The sequence below is a fragment of the Acinetobacter sp. T63 genome, assembly GCF_053852345.1.
Genome location: NZ_CM132659.1, coordinates 120433 through 142492 on the forward strand (window position 1 = coordinate 120433; position 22060 = coordinate 142492).

A 22060-nucleotide genomic window follows, 5' to 3' on the forward strand; every position below is an offset into this window, starting at 1 on the left:
CTGTATAACGTATCAAGAATATACTTTGTTGTATGTTGGCATATCGCCTGACAAAAAGGCTAAACCAAATAGTAAATCAAATTTGAGAATACGGCTTAAAACACACTTTGCAGGTAACGCAGAAGGTTCAACGCTAAGACGAACATTGGGCATACTTTTGGCTGAGATGAGTGGGTATCCGCTTAGAAGAGTAGGGTCAGGTAATCGCATGACTTTCACGCATTCAGGTGAACAATGGCTGGATGCATGGCTTGAAGATAATGCGTATGTGTCTTGGATAATTTGTGAAGAACCTTGGAATGTTGAAGAAAAAGTTTTTAAGCAAACGATACTGCCACTCAATTTGAAAGGTAATCAGCACGAGTTTAAAGAAACCCTTTCAGCTATGCGTAAAAAAGCCATTCAAAATGCGAAAATGATGGAAATCGCTACGGAAGCAGGATTGCAAAGACAGGTGAAGCTTCAACATGTGGCAGGATGATCACTTTATAGAAAATAATAAACCTACACCCAACGAGCAGCTGAAATTCTTGAAGCATATTCAGCAGATATTGCAGTCAGGGACTTTTACTTCGACATATAAGTTTGCTTTGCTGATAAGTATCACGCGTCTGGCGATTGAACAGGGGCAAGATACTGGTGCTGCCTTGCATTTAGAATATCAGGATATTGCTGAAAAGTTTATTGACTTATACTGGAAACAGTCACTGCCGTTTCAGTTTAACCAGTATGAGCCTTTTACTATTCATCAAAGCACTGGTAAGCAGGCAAAGATCATCAGTGAAATCCAGAAAGCACAGCAACAATTCAAGACCTTGGCCGCGTTGAGAAAGGATGTACTTTACTGGAACAGGCTGAAGCGAACAGTGGCGACAACGGTAAAGCAAATGCCGGTGGTATATTTGCAGAATCTGAATGGTCAAACGGTAGAATTTCTCTATTGCCTTGAAGACTCCAAACAGTCCCTCAAGCTTTTACCCAAAGTGATGTATTGTTTGAGACAGTTTAGTGAAATTATTGAAGAGCTTTGCCAGAAGCGCTGGATTGATTTTGTTCGGCTAAACAAGCAGAACCTGGTTGTATTAGATGGGTTACCTGACCTAGATGAATTCATGTTTGCACCGAGTCGTAACCAACTAGGACAGGTCGCAGACTTTCTGATTGATTTGCAAGAATGCCAGTGTTTTTATTGCGGTAAAAGCCTAAAAAACTCCAAATATGCAGTGGATCATTTTATTCCATGGTCATTATATCCTGCCGATACCGGACATAATTTTGTCCTGGCGGATGAAAAGTGCAACTCACAAAAAAGTAATTATTTGGCATCAGAACAATTCCTGCAGCAGTGGCAGGAGCGTAATTATCTGTATGATCAATCCATTACACGAGAGATTTCTCAATTCGGTTTTTTAACGGATATGCAGCGTTCACATCGCGTTGCTGATTGGGCTTATAAACAGGCGCTAGAGAATGAGTATTTAGTCTGGTCAGGGGGGAAGGAGAAGAAAATATTATCCATTCCAATATCTGCTATATTTTAACGATTTTATTTAATAAATTTTCTAATTATTACGCCAATCTCAACTTTAAATAAGCTTTTCAAATTGAATCGGCGAATAACCACATTTTTTATTCATAACGACGCAGACCGGAGTCCGTGTGTATCTCATCCAATACTGAGCATATTTATCAAGCGATCAAAAAGCAGCATGATGATTACCTTCATATTACGCACTGTCCAATTTGCTTATCTCAGGCAGATTTTCATCCCCGACCAACAAATCAAACATTTACTGCTGAATGTACGAATTTGGAATGTGGGGTGAATTACAAATTGGTGAGTAATGCTCATCAAGATAAAGCGTTTTATTTACAGGCATCTGGTGACTGGAAGAAGGGTGGACGATGGCATTTAAATTTTAAAGTGCAATGATGATGGAAATAGATAGATATAGCCTCTGATTGGATCAACGAGCTATTACTATCTATATTCCTTTTTACTTATGTTATTTTTACATCAAGACTTTATACAAATAAGTTTCAAAAGAGGGATGTAATGCAATCTCAAAACTTTGAGTTTTTAAGAGAGAAATTTCCATTGTTGGCAGATTTAGCTGCATTTGCTGAGGCAGTCATCTATACAGATCCGGGAAGTACAACTACACGCTTACGTGCCTTTGCAGAAGAAGTGGTTAAATCAATCTACGAATTTGAAGATTTAGCTCGCCCTCAAAATATAAATTTTGCAGAGTTGCTTAAAGCAACTGATTTTAAAAATTGTGTTACGCCATCGTTGTTATACAAATTAGATTATCTGCGTCAACAAGGTAATTTAACAGCGCATGGTGCCATAGGACATCAAAAAACAGCATTTGCATGTTTAGGTACAGCCTTCGGCATTGGGCAGTATTTGATGGTTAACTATTACAAGGTATCACAAAACGCACTACCATCATTTAAAGATATTGAAAAAATATCTGCGACTGAAAAAGAGCTCAATGTCCAGTATGAAGAAAATCAAAAGTTAAGAGAAGAACTAGATCGAGAACGCTTAAAAAATCTAAAAGTAGAAACCATCACAACTGAAATCGCTCAACAAAAACGTGCACGCAGCTATGAAGTTGCGCAAAGTTTGCAATGGAATGAAGAAAAAACCCGAAAATTCATCATCGATAACATGATCTTAACGGCAGGGTGGGATTTAACAGACACACAGCAAGTCCAAATCGAATTTCCTGTGGAAATGAAAGATGGTACGAAAGGCTATGTTGATTATGTATTTTTCGATTTAGAAGGTCAGCCAGTCGCTGTTTTAGAGGCCAAAAAAACCAGTGTCAGTGTCCACCAAGGTCGCGAGCAAGCACGCCAATATGCGGATGCTTTAGAAGGAATGGGATTTAAGCGCCCAGTGATTTTCTATAGTAACGGTTATGAGACCTATATTTGGGATGATGCACGTTATAACAGTTATCGTCAAATCTATGGCTTTTATAGTCGTGATAGTTTGGCAAGCTTACGTTTCAAACATCAATTTGCCAATAAAGAGTTAGAGCGCAATAACCCTGATTTATCGATTGTTGAACGCCCGTATCAGATTGAAGCAATTAAGACTTTAAGCCGTAAATTTCAGGATCAAGGTCGTAAGGCTTTAATTATCCAAGCAACAGGTACGGGTAAAACGCGTGTCGCGATTGCTTTAGCTGAATTGCTGATTCGGGAACACTGGGCACAGCGTGTTTTATTTTTATGTGACCGTCGAGAGTTGCGTAAGCAAGCTGATGATGCTTTTAAAGACTTCTTGGGGAGCGAACCACGTTGTGTAATTGGCGATACCAATAAAGTACCAATAGATTCACGTATTTATATTGCCACATATCCGGGAATGATGAATCGCTTTGCACAGTTTGATGTAGGGTTCTTTGATTTGATCATTGCCGATGAAAGCCACCGCAGTATCTATAATCGTTATAAAGATTTGTTTGATTACTTTGATGCCTTGCAAGTGGGGTTGACTGCAACACCTGTGAAATTTATCAGTCGAAATACCTTCCAAATGTTTGACTGTGTGAATACGCAGCCAACTTTTGAGTTTGGATTAGATAAAGCAATTGAAAATGATCCTGCGTACTTAGTGCCTTTTAAAGTCAAAGATGTCACAACAGAGTTTTTGCGTGAGGGAATTCATTACAACCAACTTTCTGAAGATCAGAAGAAACAGCTTGAAGAAGATCTTGGCGTGGACGTTGCTCAACAAACCACGATTAAAGGTAGTCAAATTGGTAAGAAGATTTTTAGTGAATCAACCGACACGTTTATTTTAGAAAACTTGATGGAAAATGGCATCAAAGATGCCAATGGCAGTTTGATTGGTAAAACGATTATCTTTGCGCAGCGTCAGGATCATGCAGAGCATTTAGAACAACTGTTCTGTAAGCTATATCCACAGCATGGTGCACGCGTATGTAAGGTGATTCACAACAAGATTCATCAAGTCGATCGACTCATCACGGAGTTCAAAGAACCTGATAATGATTTCCGTATCGCAATATCTGTAGATATGTTGGATACAGGAATTGATGTGCCTCAAGTGGTGAACTTAGTCTTTGCAAAACCCGTGATGTCATGGGTGAAATTCTGGCAGATGATTGGTCGTGGTACACGACTTTGTCCAAATCTATTTGGTGAGGGTAAAGATAAGAAAGAGTTTTATATTTTCGATCATTACGGCAACTTTAAATATTTTGAAGAAGAATATGAAGAGCCGATCGATGTGAAGTCGATTTCTTTATTACAAGCGATGTTCCTTGCACGTTTAGATTTTGCAAAAGCAGCTTTCACTCATAGCAATTTTGACGGTTTTGAGATTTCAACTAACTTACTCATGGCGGATATTAACGATTTGCCAAATGACAGCATTACCGTCAAGAAAAACTTACGTGTCGTGCATCAATTGCAACAAACACAGTTGGTGAAAGAGTTTAGTGCAGCCACACAGCATATTTTATTGGATCAAATTGCGCCGTTGATGGATGCACGTGTGTTGAAAGAGAAAGAAGCGATTGCTTTCGATAAGCTCATTGCACTTACACAAGAAGCGTTGATCCGTAAATCGAGCGCTTATGAAACCTGTAAGGCTCAAGTGCTTGCGGAAGTCTCGTCTCTTGCAGTTAATATTCAGGCGGTGCGACAAAAAGCAGAGCTGATTAAAGCAGTACAAACACAGGTGTATTGGTCTGAAATTACGGTCGGTCAACTTGAGCATTTGCGACTAGAGTTAAGACTACTGATGCAGTTTAAACAAGCTGGAAACACCATAGGGGGTGTGTGGGCAACACCAACCACAACAACCTCAGATGGTGAAGTGCAAACTGTAGAAAAACAGGTGAAACTCAGTAGTAACGAAGCAATGCTTTATCGTAAAAAATTAAAAGAAATCTTAGATCAAATGATTGAGAGTAACTCGGTATTGCAGAAAATCCGTCAGCAACAACCGGTTGAAGAAGGTGAGTTGCAGATGCTGACCTCTACAGTTTTATCTGAGCACCCAAATATCGAAATTGATGTACTCAATAAATTTTATGGTCGTACAGCAGCGGAATTACATCTGACCATTCAAGATATTGTTGGATTAGATCCGCTTGCTGTTGAAACACACTTTAAAGATTTTTTGCACAAACATCCGCAACTGACAGCTCGACAAGTGCAGTTCTTAAATTTATTGCAAGCTTACATTTCGCAAAATGGCGGCATCATGATTGATAAACTTTATGAAGCACCATTTACAGGGGTTCATCCACAAAGTATTGATGGTCTGTTTACACCAGATGATGTGACAGATTTAATTCATGTGATGAAGCCTTTTGTTAAAAAACAACCACCTGAGCAACGCATTGCTTAATTAAACTGCCTTGCTCAACTAAACTGATGAAAACTCTGCTGTTATTGGAAATACTATGCTGACTGGATCTATTAGAAATGATATCGATAAACTCTGGGAAAAATTTTGGACCGGAGGCATTACCAATCCTTTAACCGTGATTGAGCAAATTAGTTATTTGATGTTTGCCCGTATGTTAGATATGCAAGAAGATGTTGCTGACAACAAAGCGGCAAAAGGGTTAACGGTGACAGGTCGTTTATTTCCACAAACGCCTGAAGGTCAAATGCTCCGTTGGAAAAACTTTAAAAATCTCAGTGGTTCAGAGTTACATCAGCATTTAAAAAGCAAAGTTTTTCCATTTTTTGCAGAGTTAGGTTCCAAAGCATCTGAGCACAATTCGCTAGGTGTCAGCAGTATCGGTGACTATATGCAGGATGCCGATTTAGAAATTAAAAATGAATCGGTATTAGTCTCTGCGGTCAACATGGTTGATGCATTACCATTAATCCAAAGTGATGTGAAAGGGGATATTTATGAATATCTACTGAGTAAACTGACTACAGCAGGGATTAACGGTCAATTCCGTACACCACGCCATATCATTGATGCCATGATTGAGATTGCAGATGTTCAACCGACTGAAATTGTCTGTGACCCTGCTTGTGGTACAGCCGGCTTTCTAGCTCGTACTCGTGAATATTTAAACCGTCAGCATTCAAGTGAGTTTGGTGTTGTTGTCGATGAAGATGGCAATAAAAACTATCTTGGTGATTTGCTCACGCCATATATGGATCATATTAATCACGATATGTTCTGGGGCTTCGATTTTGACAGCACCATGCTTCGTGTTTCGAGTATGAATATGGCGTTACATGGCGTAACCAATGCCAATATTTTGTACCAAGACAGTTTAAATAAGTCGATTAAAGCCCATTACCCACAGCAAGAAGAAAACTTCTTTGATGTGATTTTGGCAAACCCGCCATTTAAAGGCAGTTTGGATGAATCTAATATTAATCCGCCTTTACTCAAAATGGTGAAAACCAAGAAAACCGAGCTGTTGTTTGTAGCGCATATTTTACGTGCTTTAAAACTTGGTGGTCGTGCGGCAGTGATTGTGCCAGATGGTGTTTTATTTGGTTCTTCAACAGCGCATCAACAACTACGTAAAACTTTAATTGAAAACAATCAGCTTGAAGGCATTATTAGCTTACCAAGTGGTGTGTTTAAGCCTTATGCAGGTGTAAGTACAGCAATTTTGCTGTTTACGAAAGGTGGTTCAACTGAACGTGTATGGTTCTATGATGTTCAAGCCGATGGTTATTCTTTAGATGATAAGCGTACGCCATTAAAAGGTGAGAGTGCAAACGACTTACCTGATGTGATTGCGCAGTGGAAAGCGTATCGTAAGCTTGTGTTAGCGAATGCCACAGCCGAAGAAATTACAGCGCAATTTGGCGATAAATCGAAAAAAGCCTTTGTGGTGGATGCGAAAGATATTATTTCCAACAAGTTTGATTTTTCGATTAACCGTTATAAAGAAGTGGTTTATGAAACGGTTGAATATGCTGATCCAAAAGTGATTTTGGCTGAACTCAAACAATTGGAAAATGAGATTCTTCAAGGGATGAATGAGCTTGAGGAGTTAATTAAGTGACTTATAAAAAGTATAAACTAGAAGATATTTGTGAGTTCATAAAAAATGGTAAATCTGTCCAGCAGACAAAAGACCAAAAAGGCTTGCCAATTACTAGAATTGAAACAATTGCAAACTCAGTAATTGATCCTGCAAAAGTTGGATATGCAAATTTAGCTTTGGAAGGTAATGAAAGTTATCTTTTAAAAAATGGAGATATACTTTTTAGTCATATTAATAGCGTGGAGCATTTGTTTAAGACTGCAAAATATAATGGTATTCCTGAGCAACTAATACATGGAATGAATTTGCTTTGTCTTAGACCTAATGTGAAACTTATTGATCCTCAATTTTTTTTACATTTATTGCGTAGCGATAAGGTAAAAAGAGGATTACTTACTTATGCCAATAAATCAGTAAACCAAGCAAGTATTTCTGCAACTAGTGTAAAAAATTTTGAAGTTGTTATCCCTTCTTTAGAAGAACAACGCCGGATTGCTTCAATTCTTGATAAAGCCGATGCCATTCGCCAAAAACGTCAGCAAGCCATTGAAAAGTTAGATGAGCTTTTGCAGGCCACCTTTATTGATATGTTTGGGGATCCTTTAGATAATCCTAAAAAATATCAAATGATGACATTAGGAAGTATTTCATCTTTTGAAAATGGAGATCGATCCAATAACTATCCAAGTGGTGCGGATGTGGTGCAGGAAGGTATTCCATTTTTGAGTACAAAAAATATTAAGGGTAATTTTTTTGACTCATCAAATATGCAATTCATTACTCAGGAGAAATTTAATAAATTATCTAGAGGGAAAGTCAGTAATGGAGATATATTAATAACATTACGAGGGACTTTAGGTTCAACTTGTATATATGAATGTGAATATCCTCAAGCATTTATCAATGCCCAAATGATGATTATTCGAGCTAATCAAAACTTCATGTCCAACAGATTCTTACATATCATCTTAAGTAGTGAAGCAATGCAGAAGCATTTGAAATCAATCGGTAATGGAGCTGCTGTTCAACAACTAACAGCTACTCAATTAAAGAATATTTCGATTATTGTACCTGACCTTGAGGAGCAGGAAAAATTCATAAACTTCCATGAGAAGTTGACAAAACAGAAAAAATTGCTAGAACAAGCATTTCATAAAATCAATGACTTATTTAGTGGCTTACAGCAAAAAGCATTTAATGGAACACTATAATTAAATGTCGGAACATCAAGTTTTTAATCGATCAGTGAATCGTGTCTTTATTCTAGGCACGATTCAGTACATACAGCCAATTACATCGGGCCAAACCTCCGAATACCACATTATTGTGCAAACACAAGAAGGCTGGACTGATAAATTTGGCAATCAGAAAACACTCATAGAGCAACACTATATCGTTTTAGATCATAGTTTTGCTGAAGACTGTCAAAAGCTAACTATTGGGCAATCCGTGATGCTTCAAGGTCGCCTAAAAGTGAAACAAAACGGACAATATCCACAGTTTAAATGTGCAAGCTATATTCAAGCTGTACAGCTATTTGATCTGGAGGCTCTGCTCGACTTAGATGAAATAGAGCATGACGACGGTCTGCCGTTTCCAAAACAGCTTGTAAATTCTTTGTGGTCTAAATCATCAGACCACCCTTTATTCCGTATCGTTAAGGAATAGGTTCTAAATATGTTAATCCAATTCATACATCCCAAAGATACCAATCAAACAGCCGTAAAAACCTTAAGCCAGCAATTACAGCAATTTTTTAATGTCACTGATTATCGTATCAATGTCGGTTGGATTCACTCACGTACACGCTCAGATCAAGGGTATAACATTCGTTCGGTTAAAGGTTCAGAACGTTATTACTTACATACAGGTAAAGAGCATCATGATTTAAAGATTGGCGATCTGATTTTCTTTAACTATACAGAGTCAACACATTGTGATGATCGTCTAGATATTGTTGCGCATAGCAATTTAGAAGGACTATTTGATACTAAAAACTCTGCGCTGATTATCAGTTTTTTAGAATTTTTCTATGTGATTTTTGCCTTTGCGGTCAAAAAAGAGCTGTATACACAACAGTTAGAAAACCTATGTCAATTACTGCTTAAACAACAGTATGAGGATGAGGTTTATCAAAATGTATTTGGGGTGCGAAACCTAAGTCAGCGTTTATTGCTAGAGCATGATGCTTTAAGCAATACCTATATCCATGCTTATTTATTAAACGCTGAAGAAGAATTACCTGAAAGCGTATTAATCAAATTACTTAAACAAAAGGCAAAGACGCCTGAAGATCTAGATGTTCTACTGACTTATGCAGATCACAAAGGATTTGGTCAACTTAGCTTTGCGGTCAAATTGGTTTCTAGTCGTGCATTCGATGTAAATGACATCGGTAATATACAATTAGCAGATCAATACAGCTTTTTAAATGCCTATATACCGAAACACCCATTATGGCGTGAAATGGTCTTGGCGCATCCTGACACATTGTATAGTGATGACATTGCGCAGAAATTTATTGATGAACTGCCTGAAGATAAAACGCAGTGGCTTGAGGCTTTAAATCAGTTACCGTTAAATATTCGAAATAGCCTTGCCAATAGATTGGCAGAAGAACACTTTGCTTATGTTTATCCGCTTATTTCTGATGAACATCGCTATATTACTCACATCATGGAGTGTATAGAGTTTAATAATTACGTGAATTTTGCTAATTACTATGAGTTTTCTAAAAAAAATAATTTTTATCATGTATTTTGTATTCTCAAAATTATTGAATACAAAATTATTAATAAAAAAATGCCAGTATATGAACTTAATAAAATTATAGAAAACTATGTTGAAAAACTTTTTGGAAAAAATAGTCAAAATAATTTATTAACTAAAATAAATTTTACTATTTTTTCTAGTTGTACATATATGCCTGAAAGCTACGGGAAAGAAAATAATTTTGTTGATATTTACCATAACGCAAATCCATATGCTCAACCTTATCCTACACCTGCAAAATTACAACCTTTAAGTTTTTGTGAGGGAGGAATATGGTTTAAAGATAAAGAAATTAAATATAAAATCGTCAATAACAAAAAGATTAATATTGAACTATTGTCTGATGATGACAGGAAGGCTTTAAAAGAAGATGAAATAGTTAAAGAAGTTTTGGCTGAAAGAAAAGTGTTATGTAGAAGACATGACTGCCAATACTGCACTGTAGATACTCTTGAATCTAGTATATTTTACAAACTTTTAAAAGAAATCGAATTTGATTATTTAATTTTGCATGATGGTAGACGAGATAACAATCAAGTACTACGTCGAATAGCAGGTATTAATCGTTGGAATGAAATTATTGATCGGTTAAATTGTAGAAAGTGTGATAGCAATTTTTCAGTTTCAGAGCATGCTAAATTTTCAATGGGTAAAATGGCGTATGGTGCGAGTTATTGGCATTGTTCAAATGAAAAATGTCATAACTTTACGCATGTAGTAAAAATAACGCATTGTTTATCGTGTATGTCTGTGATTGATAGTCGCGATTCGCATTTTAGCTGTAACCCATATGAGACTTTATCATTCAAAAAATTTTATTTATGTATAAATTGTGCTGCATGTTGTTGGGAACATGGCTTTAAGGGAACATGCCCACACTGTGGATTGGAGGACGCATATCCACAATTAAATGAAACAAACCGTACTAGGGCAAAATGTAAAGGATGTGGCGAAACAGTATCTATTAAGAAAAAACTTTTCCAAAATTATCTTGCAAAGAAAAATCTTCCAGAAAAACATATTAAATATGAAATTCAATCAATTGTAACTCAATTCAATAATGGTATAAATAAACTATACGTTTATGATCTCTATCAAGCATTAGTACATAAACGTGTAAAGTTTGAAAAATTAAAAAGCTATGATGTGATTGTTGATGTCAAAATCTTAGCCAAAATGGCATTTATGGGTTTAGAACATAAAAATTATCAGCCATTTGTAGCATCTTATGAAATACCAGATGTAAAAGAAGATGACTTTGGTAATGTAGATTTCGAGACTTTTGAAAAGCTAAAAAAAATTGCAGACAAAGCACTCAAACGTCCATATTTCCATCATCTTTATAAAACGATTGAATTACCGTTTGCCATTGCTTTATATCACTATTCAAAATCAGGACTGCATCTGCCTGCTGCCAAACTGAGCGCATTTGCCGAAAAAATTGAAAAGGCACGCAATCGCATTAGTTTCGATATTCAAAAGCAAACCGGCGTATTTGCTTCAGATACTGTTGAAATTAAGCAGTATTTAAAAGACAAATACCAATATGATATCTTGATGCAATCGAAGCAGGATGAAAGTCTAGATCATCTCTTGAAGAAAGTTCAGCAAGATCCTGTGGCACATTTATATTATCAGTTTGACAAACTCAATCGTGCGTCTAGCTTAGTCAAAGCATTTGCCAATACTACGCAAGATCGAGTACATCCTAAGTATCAAATTTTGGGAACAGTGACAGGGCGTTGTACAGCAAAAGATCCTGCTATTTTGTCTTTCCCTAAAGCCTTTCGATCTATTTTTGCCAATCAAGCAGGGTATACCTTGTATTCCTTTGATTATGGACAAATTGAACTTGGGGTTTTGGCCGGTTTATCTGGTGATCAGCAACTGATTCAGGATTATAACCAATCGGATATTTATCAAGAGCTGGCGGATGAAATAGAGATTAGCCGAGATCAAGCAAAACTCTTCTTCCTTGGTTTAATTTACGGCATTCAAGATGACAATTTAAGTAAAATGATGTCTATGCCAAGCCATCAAATTGTTCAGGTTCGTCAGCAAATTGATCAACGTTATCCTGCAATTGATCAATTAAGACAACAGTGTATTGAATTTGGTCAGCAACATGGTTTTATCAATAATATGTTTGGGCTACATCGTGCAAGTGTAAAAAATAGACCCAATAATACTTATTTAGATCAGTGGGAGAACAATTGGTTTTTTAATTTCCCAATTCAAAGTACCGCAGCAGGCATTTTCAAATCAGCATTGGTGCAAATTTTCCAAACAGATGTGAAAAAAACGATGCAATTGGTATGTCCACTCTATGATGAGTTTTTAGTGCAGATCCCTCATGCAGATCGTGAATATTATATTTCACTGATTCACTCATGTATGACTAGTGCACTTTATAATGCTTTTAACATGCTAGAGCCAAAAATCGATTTGCAGATGTATAGTGAAACATCTTTAGATGAGTATCATTCAGATGCATGGTTACAATGGTTTGATCAATTTGATGTAAACTCAGAAAAATATGTGATCGAGCAAGATGTTGAATTACCATTTTGATAATAAGAGAAATCATCGAATATTATGAAAATTACTAAAATTTCGCTGACAAATTTTCGTGCATTTAAGCAGACTCAAACCATTGAGTTTGCTCCTGTAACCTTACTTTTTGGTCCAAACAGTGTCGGGAAAAGTACCGTACTCAAGGCCTTATTCTATGTACAGCAAATTCTGTCTAAAGGACAGTGCAACCCAATGTACTTAGATGCCTTGAATAAAAAGTACATAGGTGGCTTTGAAAACTTGGTGCATAAGCGAGATTTGGATACCAATATTACCCTTAAGATTGAATATGATAAGGGTGATGCGATTGGGAGTAGTTATGCATATCTTTATGAGTTACTGAGTGAAGAGCTAGATATACAACTCAGTAGTCCTGTAGTTGATGCTCAAACGATTGCAGTAGAGTTTGAAATTGCATGGCATAAGTTTGAAAAAACAGCATACATCAAAACGTATCGTGTTGAATTTGATGGTGACATTATTGCAGAGGTTACCAGTTCAGGACCGAAGCAGGCATTCCTTACTTTCTTAAATTATATTCATCCATTGCTTCTGCCTGCGAATCATGATGAATGGTTACAAGCTCAAAAAGATTCAAAGGCTAATTTACATCCATACAATCGATTAATATTGGACGGTATAGATGTCTATGAAACCGAAGAAGAAGACGAAGAAGAGTTGGAGTTTGATCGTCAATTAAGTAATCACTATAACCAGTTACTAGAAAAAACTGACAATCCTGAGGAAAAGAAAGAAATAGCACTTGAGTATATGGCTCAACGTTTCAAATATCGTATGAAAAAATATGGTATTGATCCGAAGGATATTACTGAAGATGGCTTATCTATCCAGTTTTCAAGTGATGACTATTTTGTAAGTGCCTTACATGAGTTAGTGAATTTACAAGATAGAGATCGTAGAAATATGATTTCTATCCATGATCATCGTGAATACAATTTATTACATAATGTTTTAACGATAGATACTAATGTCGGTGCATTACCGACTTTAGGCAGAAAAATTAGAACTAACCTTGAGTTAGATACAATTAAACATGATGAGATTATTACGGAGTTACTTAGTGATGTATTGGTTGCACCTTTAGATAATCTTTTGAACTTATTAAACGAAAGTTTGTGTATCGGTCCAATTCGTAAAATTCCTGATGCCAATTATCAGCCTTTACCATATATAGAACAGTCAGATTGGTACGATGGATCAGCTGCATGGAGCATGTTAAAGAAAGCCTCATTTGGTGAATTAAAAGAAATTCATAAATGGATGTCGGATCAAGATAAATTAGATCTTGGTTATGGCATATCTGTAAAAGTAAGTAAGGTCTTTGATTTACATAATCCTATCTATGCTACTCATAATATTGAAATTCTGTCTCCTAAGATTGATGAATTAATTCGCTGGCATTTAGGTGATCAACGTATCAGTGAAATGGGAGCTGTATTAGATGGTATTTCTGAAATTGAAAACCGTGTCATAGATCCAACTAATGAAGCAGAATATAAATATGATTTTGAACAGAAAGCCATTATTAAACAATATCGCAGACTAGAAAAAGAGGAACGCAACTTAGAATTTCTTCTAGAAGATCTGCGATCTAGAAAAGATTTTGAGCAGAGTTCAGTAAGTTCGCAAAGTAAAGAACTTTTAAATCAGTTGGATGAAGATAATGAACTTGAAGAACTTCTGAAAAACAAAAGGTATGATGACGCAATTGCTGATCTAACAAATAGATATGAAGAAGTTAAAGCAAAGCGATACACAGTACTAAGTGAGACAGACTTCTTAAAATTAGATACAAATGATCTAATTAAGGGATTTTCAATTTGGGATCAACAAAATGATATATCTGTTGAACCAAATGAAATTGGTACAGGTGTTTCTCAATTAATGCCTTTGATTGTTGCAGCCATTACACAAAAGAGTGGTTTAGTTGCATGCGAACAGCCTGAGCTCCATTTGCATCCACGAGTGCAGGTTGCTATTGGTGATTTGTTAAGTCAAAACACTGAACATGTAAATTACTTGATTGAAACACATAGTGAGCATTTGATTTTACGCCTTAGAAGACGTATTAGACAGAATACAGATAATGAACTTCCAGTAGGACTAAAAGCATTCAGCCATAATGAGGTTGTCATTAACTATTTAGAACCATCGAAGGATGGAGTACAAGTTAGACGTATTCGTATGGATGAAGATGGGGAATTTAGACAACCATGGCCAAATGGTTTCTTTCACGAGAGATTGGATGAGGCACTATAATGATTTACGAATATGCTTTAGATCCAAAAGTTGTAATTCAATGGTTACAAAATGAAGACCATTTAAATTGGCTTAAAAGTATAAACGGTATCGGTATTGGTACACCACATTTCATAAGTACCTTTCCAAACCAGAAAAAACGTAAATTTATTAAAGGACTAGCTAAACTAAAAGATAATATAAGTGATCAAAGGGCTCTAGAGCGCCTAGATTGTTTTTGTGAATATTTAGATAAAGGCGGCATGCTTGAGCGTCTTGGAGAATCTGTTCAGGCTACAGTTAATGAATGGCAAGAAAGAGTTATATATGAACATAGCTTAAATCCATTTAAAGCTATTGTTACGGACAATAAACTTGAAACTACAGATTGGCTCACACCTGAGAATATATTCTTTTCGAATCTTTGGAATGTACCCTCACAGGTAAGTTTTAACAGAACGCATGATGAGTTTTTAAAAATAATTTCTCAATTTATTGTTTCTAGCTCAAAAGATTTAATTATTATTGATGCATATTGTTGGAAGGAAAATGCAATAAATGTAATAAAAAGTCTCTTAAATTTATTTGAATATAAGAAGTATCCTTCATATCCTTCTGTGAAAATTTATTATAAAGAAAATAGACAAGATAGCTCTCCAAGTCCAGAATATATCAAGAAACAACTTCTATCGGGCCTGAATAATATTGCGCAAAACCTAGAAATAACCGTCTTTCAAATAAAGGAAACTGATCAAAGTGATGCTTTTCATAATCGTTATATCTTAAATGAGTTAGGCGGAATTCAGTTAGGTCACGGATTAGATTTATCAGGAAAAGAACATCATACAGATGAAGCTATATTATTATCGAAAGATATTTATATGAAGCGTTGGAAGCAGTTTTATTATCCAGATCTATTTGAAATTTTAGATGAAGTTAAATTTAGTGGGATTACCGATTAAGTAAGTTGTAGTTGTGGCAGGACGTGCAACCACGGTATTGATATAAAATAAGTCTGTTTTAATTCTGACGGGCTTTGTTGCACAAAGATTTCATAACTATATGATTTTAAAGGTTTTGATTATTTTTTGATCCAAAATTAAATTTATTTAAATCAGATGCTTACATATTTATGCAACAAAGCCATGTCCTCTTAAAAAGTGGGAAACCAGATCAAAAGATGCCTTTAGTGGGACGGTGCGTTGAGAGTCCTTTTGCCCATGTGTATAGTTTTGATCGTGTGACACTGAAAGGTGAGCAACTAAAATAAATCATAATTTACATGGGTAAATTGTTATATGTAAATGTGATTTTTAAAAATAAGTGGGCGATTGTACGGCCACTACATTTAAACATGAAATGTTTGAAAAGGAAGTGATTTATAGGTTGCTACTTACAAACTCGACATCGGACAGCTTTATTTTGATGACTATTCACAATACTTGATTTTTAAAGACCTCTCTTATCTAATTTATATTAGTTCAGACTGGATTGGACATTGATCATGGAAAAGCGAAAGTTATCTGTTGGGTTGGGTGTTCTGAGTCTTTAAGAAAAAGCCAATTATTTCAGTGAGATAATTGGCTTAAGTAAAGAGTCGTATTATTTGGTTATCCGCTGATCATCCCAATAACACGGCACTACAATCAAATTGTTTTCATGCAACCTTGACCATAATCGGACACCTAAATCCCGCTGCATATTTTGGACTGTGAAATTGGAAATCAGCAGGGTAGATTTCATATTGTCATAACGACTATATAAGACCTTATGCACCATCTCCAGGCGTTTTTCATGCCGGTCATGCAGGCCATATTCATCAATCACCAATAAATCAAAACTGGAGAAATGGTCGATGACTTCCTTTTCAGAGCGTGAAGCATCTGACCAGGTATCCATCATTTTTTGAGCAATTTCTGCACTGGTATAGTAGCGTGCAGATTTTGTACTGTTATGTAGAATGTTGCGAATAATTGATGCACTCAGATGGGTTTTACCTGTACCTGGTGTACCAATCATCAACATGTTCGGGTTGTGGTCAGAAATAATCTGCTGTGCAAAGGCCTGACATAGTTTGATGGTATTGTCTTGTGCAGGGCATGCAACTACATAATTCTTGAAGCCACGATCCAGGTAGCGTTTATTGAGCCCTGAGTTTTTGATTTTCTGTTGTAGCAATCGCTGTTGCAATTCATCTTCATAGGCTGCATGTGAGTGATGGACGGTTTCTTTGGCACACAATTTACAGAGTCTGTGACCAGCGATTTCCATCAGGGGTATATGATGGGTAGGACAAAGTGTTTCCGTTGTTTCTGTGCGAAACTGGAGCGTTTTAAGCATGGTATTCATGATCACTCTCCTAAATCCATTTGGAATTTTCTAAAAAATCCTCATTTTTTTCTTCAAAATTTGAAGATGAAGATGAAGATGAAGATGAAGATGAAGATGAAGATGAAGATGAAGATGAAGGGCATGATTCAAGCATGGCTTGAGTAATACTCGAGCTCTTCTCAGGAGCTGCTTGAGCATTTACTTTTCGTTGCTTGGTTGATGCTTGAGCATTACTTGCGGATTTACCCCAACGTGCTTGAGCTGCATTTTTAGCTTTATCAGATTTCATTTGCTGATTTTGCAATGCCTGGCTTTTTAAACTGGTTAAAAAATTTGAATGAATTTGCTCAGATTCGACTTCAAACAATTCCAGGGCCATTAGCGTATTCAACAAAGTTTTAGCCTTGGTATGTTGCGATAATTTTGTAATGCTGCATACAGTAGCTAGGTCATAAGGAATGGCACCATTTTTCCAGAAATCCATCATTAACAGCAGTGCCGCACCAATTTGTTCTGCTGTCATTCGTGCAAATTTTGCCTGTAAGTCGCCAATATAGAGTGGCATCCAAATTGAAATATCTTTATGCATGTGTTCACCTTTTTATAGGTATAAAGGGGCTAAGGTCATCGATTGAATGACCTTCTATGTTTGTTTTATTAGTGAGCTAGGCTCATTAACCGGAGACGGGCCTGTTGGGCCAAGTCATCGTAATGGGCTTGCCCTTCATCCAGCATTCGCTGTAACCAGAGTCTCAACGCCTGGTGATCATCGAAGCATTTATTGATTTCCAGCAAAAAGGCCAGATTGTGCAGTTTGGGAATGTGTAGCTCATGGATTAATTCACGAGCGACCATATCTGCTTCAGGGCTGACGACCACACCACCAAAGAAAGCTTTACTATTCATGTGCAAGCTCCTCTGTATTTAGTTTTTCCAGCATGGCTTCAAAAGCACTGCCATCGCGACGGGTAACATTCGGAATGTAGCGGCTATAGACCCGGAACAACATTTCAGTGGTTGAATGCCCCAATTGGCGAGCGACCCATTCTGGATTTTCACCTGCCGCCAACCAGAGCGTTGCTGCTGTATGACGTGTCTGATAAGCACGACGAGGCGTTAATCCTAAAAAGCGTAGCAGAGGATGCCAGACACGCTTGTTTACCAGACGATAATCGAGAGGTCCACCATCACGATTGCAGAATACAAACTCTGATTTACCATTATTTAACATTTTCTGTTGCAGAAAGGCCTGATAAACCCGATCACTCATTTGGATGGTACGGTCAGAACCATAAGTTTTGGTTCCACCAAGCTCTCCATTTACTAACGCTTCTCTGACATGGATTTCACGACGTGGTAAGTCCACATTTTTCCATTGCAAGCCATCGATCTCACTGGTGCGCATACCTGTGAAAAATCGAACAGTATAATAAGGCTTGAAATCATCACGAACTGTGGCAAGGATTGCGTGTACTTCCTTTAATGAAAAAGGTGTTACGTCAATCTTTCCTTGCTTTAAGTTCTTGATATTTTTATAAGGGCTATCAAAGTCATATCGTTCAGCAGCACTATCGAGTATCATACGAAGCACTATCATAATCTGGTTGATTCTTGATGGTGAAAGGCATTCTTGGTTTTTTCCGTGAGTCACTTTGGCGAGGGATGAACGGAATCCAAGAATGTCTGACTTTTTAATATTAATAACAGGAATTGCGCCAAAAAAAGGGATCAAGTACTTTTTGATTACAATTTGAATTTTTCCCTTGTAGCTTGTACGCCACTCTATTTCTTTATCAGTGAACCAGATTTCACAGAATTTTGAAAATAGAGGTGTTTTAGAGCTGATTTCATTTACTCTGTTTTCTGCATTTTTGATTTCTTTCAAACGAGAACTTTTTGGAAAGTACTTAGCATAGTCAAAAATACCCAATAAGATTTCCGCTTCCATTCGCTCAATCACTTTTTCAAGCTTTTTGCGATTTGGAGCATTGTCTTCAAGAGCTGTTGTTTCACGACAACGGATGTTTAAGTATCGAAAATCGACACATAACTTACCGTATCTAGTACGGATGGCAGCCATAATAATATCCTCCTTATTGAAGTTGTAGGCTGTGTAGCGAGCCTAAAGTGGTTTTAGTCATATCTTCTTCAATACGCTCCCATACATATAAAATTTTGCGTCCACCAAAAGGGCGGATGTAATGAATGCCTTCGATTAGAACACTGTCCTTCAACTGATTTCGGATAGTGCGTTCGTTGTAATGGATTCGTTCCGCCAGTTCTTTTGTAGTAATATAAGTAAGATTCATGTTTGTATCCTTTTATAAAGTATCACAATGGTGTTATTTAAGATCACAATGCAATAATAAATGCGTTTAATACATCATGCAAGTACTTTATTACACAATGGTGGTAATTAATGATAGTTTGTAACTTGCCTGTTCTTTTGGCGGAACGAAGAATGAAAGTGGCAGATGTAGCTCGGGCAACCGGAATGAGTAAGACGACTTTACATAAGCTTTATAATGGTCAATCAACTCGTATTGATTTTGAAACATTAGAAAAATTGTGCGTATTGTTAAATGTAGACGTTGGTGATTTATTAAAGTTCAAGCCAGATGAATAATTATTGCTAATAAAAAGCGTCATGTAGTTTAATAATTTTATAGTTAGTATATTGTTTTTATTAAGTATTTTTGGTGACCAAATTTGGTCACCATTTTTTATAAGAGATTAAAAAGCTTTAATGAAAGCCATAAGGGAGTGCTTCAGGTTTTTTTAAAAATTACTCAGTTCATATTGAGTAGAATTCATGCAAAAAACTTAAACATGTTGATCTATAGTTGACATTGATAGGGCACGTTTTGGTCACTTTTGGTCACGTAAGCCCACTCTTAACTGATCTAACTTAACTTTTTACTCACTTTGAAGCTGATAGCTTTATAGACTGAAAGAAAAAATGTTATTTAAAATCAACAATAAAAAAGCCCCAATCTTTCGATCAGGGCTTTTTGAATTTGGAGCGGGAAACGAGACTCGAACTCGCGACCCCAACCTTGGCAAGGTTGTGCTCTACCAACTGAGCTATTCCCGCAGGGTCGATCAATTTTTTACTTTAAAAAATGAACAAAAAAGAATTTGGAGCGGGAAACGAGACTCGAACTCGCGACCCCAACCTTGGCAAGGTTGTGCTCTACCAACTGAGCTATTCCCGCATGCGGTGTATAATACATTATGCAAAAACAGGGTCAATAACTTTGTGAAAAAACTTGTGCTGATTGCATAAATAAAAGCCATTTTGACCAAGGTTTAGATGATTTCTGCTGTGAAATCAGCCAATAGCGGCGGTTCAGGCGGGAAAAAGCCGGTTTTAAGCCAGTCGCTACAATATCGCAAAAAGAACAGGGTATACTAAGATTAATCTCAGGCCTTTTTGGATGCATGATCATGAGCATAGAACAACAACTGATTGAACGCTTACACACCCTGAACCCGACACATTTAGACGTGGTGAATGAATCTTCTGGTCACGGCGGCTATTATCCGGGGAAGGAATCTCATTTTAAGGTGGTAATCGTCAGTGAACAGTTTGCCGGTTTACGTCTGGTGCAGCGCCATCAACAGGTCTATGCCGCGGTCGGTGATCTGTTAAGTCCAAGCAAGATTCATGCGCTGGCAATTCATGCCTTTGTTCAGGATGAATGGCAAGGACAGGATACCTCAAGCCCGGAATGTGCCCACGCCCCGAAACAATAACCCGGAACAAGAAATAGAGATCAGAACAGTTCATGGAAACCCAACTTTTACTTAAAATTATTCATATGACCAGCGTCAGCGTATTGCTGGTCATTCTGCTGGCCCGTGGCCTGACCTTATTTAAAGGCGTGCAGGGCAACCAGCCCAATCCGGCCGGACGCACACTATGGGTGGCGCTACAACATTTATCGGTTACGCTGATAGTAGTAACCGGAATTGTGCTGCTGGCATTAAAGGATTTTCAGGTCGAAACCTGGTTTTATGCCAAAATCATTTTATTCCTGGTGATGCTGTCTTCGTTAATGAAAGCCTACCGTAAAACGGACAGTATTTTACTGGTGCAACGCCGCGCCGGCTGGGGCATAGCCCTGGTTGCATTACTGGCGATTATCGCCTTGGTAATGATCAAGCCAAGTTTTGGTTAATTGTTCGACAATAATGTCTATCTCTCGGCTATACTTCGCTACACTTGAGCCAATTAGAATATAAAATCAGAGGGATAGACATGCGAACACGTGTGGTCTTTAACCAGAAAGGCGGCGTTGGAAAATCCAGTATTACGGTCAATCTGGCCGCCATCAGTGCCCATCAGGGCTTTAAAACCCTGGTCATTGATTTGGACCCGCAAGCCAACTCCAGCCAGTATTTACTGGGTGATGATGCCACCTATTCCACCCATAAGCCGGCACTAGAGCCAAATATCCAGAACTATTTTGAAGAAGTGCTGGGCAATACCCAAAGCAAAGGCCTGATTGGCAATGCCCTGGGCTCGATCTTAAAAAGCCGCGCCAAGGGGCTGGAAGCCTATGTGCATCAATCGCCCTTTCCAAATCTGGATGTAATTCCAGCCAGTCCGGACTTGGGCAGTCTGGCCCATGCCTTAGAAAGCAAACATAAAATCTATAAATTACGGGATGCCTTGGCCTCACTGGCCGGGCGTTATAAGCGGGTCTTTATTGATACACCGCCGGCGTTTAACTTCTTTACCTTGTCGGCGCTGATTGCGGCTGACCGGGTATTAATTCCGTTTGACTGCGATGTGTTTTCCAAACGTGCCCTGCACAGCCTGATTGAAAATGTGCTGGAAACCCAGGAAGATCATAATGCCGAGCTGGAGATTGAAGGCATTGTGGTGAACCAGTTCCAGGCCCAGGCCAAGCTGCCACGAGAAGTGGTCGAGCAGCTGAAAGAGGAGCAGTTACCGGTATTTAACAGCATGCTGCCACCCTCAGTCATCATGAAAGAGTCGCATCATAAAAATCTGCCGCTTATTCATTTTGCTACAGATCATAAATTGACGCAGGCCTATCAATCGTTGTTCAATGAGATTGAACAGAAACAATCCTGAG

17 protein-coding genes, 2 tRNA genes and 1 pseudogene are annotated in these 22060 nt (G+C 37.5%); 13 read left to right on the forward strand and 7 right to left on the reverse strand.

The features are described 5' to 3' along the window. Nucleotides 1-7 precede the first annotated feature (7 nt). The 9 genes and pseudogenes from ACVLR6_RS00555 to ACVLR6_RS00595 all read left to right on the forward strand — a co-directional run. Nucleotides 8-481: pseudogene (locus ACVLR6_RS00555) on the forward strand (GIY-YIG nuclease family protein); the annotation flags it as partial. Then, nucleotides 468-1541, forward strand: a complete 1074-nt coding sequence (locus ACVLR6_RS00560) for an HNH endonuclease (protein WP_455995603.1) — start codon at nt 468-470, stop codon at nt 1539-1541. The pseudogene ACVLR6_RS00555 and the gene ACVLR6_RS00560, both read left to right, overlap by 14 nt. A 515-nt stretch (nt 1542-2056) precedes the next feature. After that, complete coding sequence (locus ACVLR6_RS00565; protein ID WP_455995605.1) at nt 2057-5398, forward strand: type I restriction endonuclease subunit R; 3342 nt, start codon at nt 2057-2059, stop codon at nt 5396-5398. A 55-nt stretch (nt 5399-5453) separates the two neighbouring features. Next, nucleotides 5454-7037, forward strand: a complete 1584-nt coding sequence (locus ACVLR6_RS00570; RefSeq protein ID WP_321092624.1) for a type I restriction-modification system subunit M — start codon at nt 5454-5456, stop codon at nt 7035-7037. Next, the gene (locus ACVLR6_RS00575) at nt 7034-8230 is read left to right on the forward strand and encodes a restriction endonuclease subunit S (protein ID WP_455995606.1); all 1197 of its coding nucleotides are present in this window, start codon (nt 7034-7036) and stop codon (nt 8228-8230) included. Before ACVLR6_RS00570 ends, ACVLR6_RS00575 begins: the two co-directional genes overlap by 4 nt. Before the next feature lie 4 nt (nt 8231-8234). Further along, nucleotides 8235-8687 (forward strand): hypothetical protein, encoded by a 453-nt coding sequence (locus ACVLR6_RS00580; protein ID WP_455995608.1) that lies wholly within the window; start codon nt 8235-8237, stop codon nt 8685-8687. Between the two features lie 9 nt (nt 8688-8696). Continuing rightward, nucleotides 8697-12362 (forward strand): DNA polymerase, encoded by a 3666-nt coding sequence (locus ACVLR6_RS00585; RefSeq protein WP_455995610.1) that lies wholly within the window; start codon nt 8697-8699, stop codon nt 12360-12362. Between the two features lie 24 nt (nt 12363-12386). Continuing rightward, complete coding sequence (locus ACVLR6_RS00590; protein ID WP_455995612.1) at nt 12387-14645, forward strand: AAA family ATPase; 2259 nt, start codon at nt 12387-12389, stop codon at nt 14643-14645. After that, the gene (locus tag ACVLR6_RS00595) at nt 14645-15586 is read left to right on the forward strand and encodes a hypothetical protein (RefSeq protein WP_455995614.1); all 942 of its coding nucleotides are present in this window, start codon (nt 14645-14647) and stop codon (nt 15584-15586) included. Before ACVLR6_RS00590 ends, ACVLR6_RS00595 begins: the two co-directional genes overlap by 1 nt. 640 nt (nt 15587-16226) lie before the next feature. Here ACVLR6_RS00595 and ACVLR6_RS00600 read toward each other — a convergent pair. From ACVLR6_RS00600 to ACVLR6_RS00620, 5 genes are all read right to left on the reverse strand, one after another. Beyond that, the gene (locus tag ACVLR6_RS00600) at nt 16227-16973 is read right to left on the reverse strand and encodes an ATP-binding protein (RefSeq protein WP_455995615.1); all 747 of its coding nucleotides are present in this window, start codon (nt 16971-16973) and stop codon (nt 16227-16229) included. Between the two features lie 10 nt (nt 16974-16983). Next, nucleotides 16984-17544: a DUF1376 domain-containing protein gene (locus ACVLR6_RS00605; RefSeq protein WP_455995617.1), complete on the reverse strand. Its 561-nt coding sequence runs from the start codon at nt 17542-17544 to the stop codon at nt 16984-16986. A gap of 68 nt (nt 17545-17612) precedes the next feature. Continuing rightward, nucleotides 17613-17861: a hypothetical protein gene (locus ACVLR6_RS00610; protein WP_004895356.1), complete on the reverse strand. Its 249-nt coding sequence runs from the start codon at nt 17859-17861 to the stop codon at nt 17613-17615. After that, the gene (locus tag ACVLR6_RS00615) at nt 17854-19035 is read right to left on the reverse strand and encodes an Arm DNA-binding domain-containing protein (protein WP_455995619.1); all 1182 of its coding nucleotides are present in this window, start codon (nt 19033-19035) and stop codon (nt 17854-17856) included. Before ACVLR6_RS00615 ends, ACVLR6_RS00610 begins: the two co-directional genes overlap by 8 nt. Before the next feature lie 13 nt (nt 19036-19048). Continuing rightward, on the reverse strand, nt 19049-19264 hold the full coding sequence (locus ACVLR6_RS00620) for a hypothetical protein (RefSeq protein WP_001054887.1): 216 nt from the start codon (nt 19262-19264) through the stop codon (nt 19049-19051). A gap of 110 nt (nt 19265-19374) precedes the next feature. On the opposite strand from ACVLR6_RS00620, the gene ACVLR6_RS00625 reads away from it, so the two are divergent. Then, entirely contained in the window at nt 19375-19581 is a 207-nt protein-coding gene (locus ACVLR6_RS00625) for a helix-turn-helix domain-containing protein (RefSeq protein ID WP_004280956.1), read from the forward strand. A 392-nt stretch (nt 19582-19973) separates the two neighbouring features. Here ACVLR6_RS00625 and ACVLR6_RS00630 read toward each other — a convergent pair. Together ACVLR6_RS00630 and ACVLR6_RS00635 are read right to left on the reverse strand one after the other, a co-directional pair. Continuing rightward, nucleotides 19974-20049: transfer RNA gene (locus tag ACVLR6_RS00630), tRNA-Gly, on the reverse strand. A 45-nt stretch (nt 20050-20094) separates the two neighbouring features. Next, a tRNA-Gly gene (locus ACVLR6_RS00635) sits at nt 20095-20170 on the reverse strand. A gap of 232 nt (nt 20171-20402) precedes the next feature. On the opposite strand from ACVLR6_RS00635, the gene ACVLR6_RS00640 reads away from it, so the two are divergent. From ACVLR6_RS00640 to ACVLR6_RS00650, 3 genes are all read left to right on the forward strand, one after another. Beyond that, on the forward strand, nt 20403-20711 hold the full coding sequence (locus tag ACVLR6_RS00640; RefSeq protein WP_016658959.1) for a BolA family protein: 309 nt from the start codon (nt 20403-20405) through the stop codon (nt 20709-20711). 32 nt (nt 20712-20743) lie between these two features. Further along, nucleotides 20744-21136 (forward strand): SirB2 family protein, encoded by a 393-nt coding sequence (locus tag ACVLR6_RS00645; RefSeq protein WP_005181341.1) that lies wholly within the window; start codon nt 20744-20746, stop codon nt 21134-21136. An 80-nt stretch (nt 21137-21216) separates the two neighbouring features. Beyond that, on the forward strand, nt 21217-22059 hold the full coding sequence (locus tag ACVLR6_RS00650) for a ParA family protein (protein WP_455995622.1): 843 nt from the start codon (nt 21217-21219) through the stop codon (nt 22057-22059). Nucleotide 22060 lies beyond the last annotated feature (1 nt).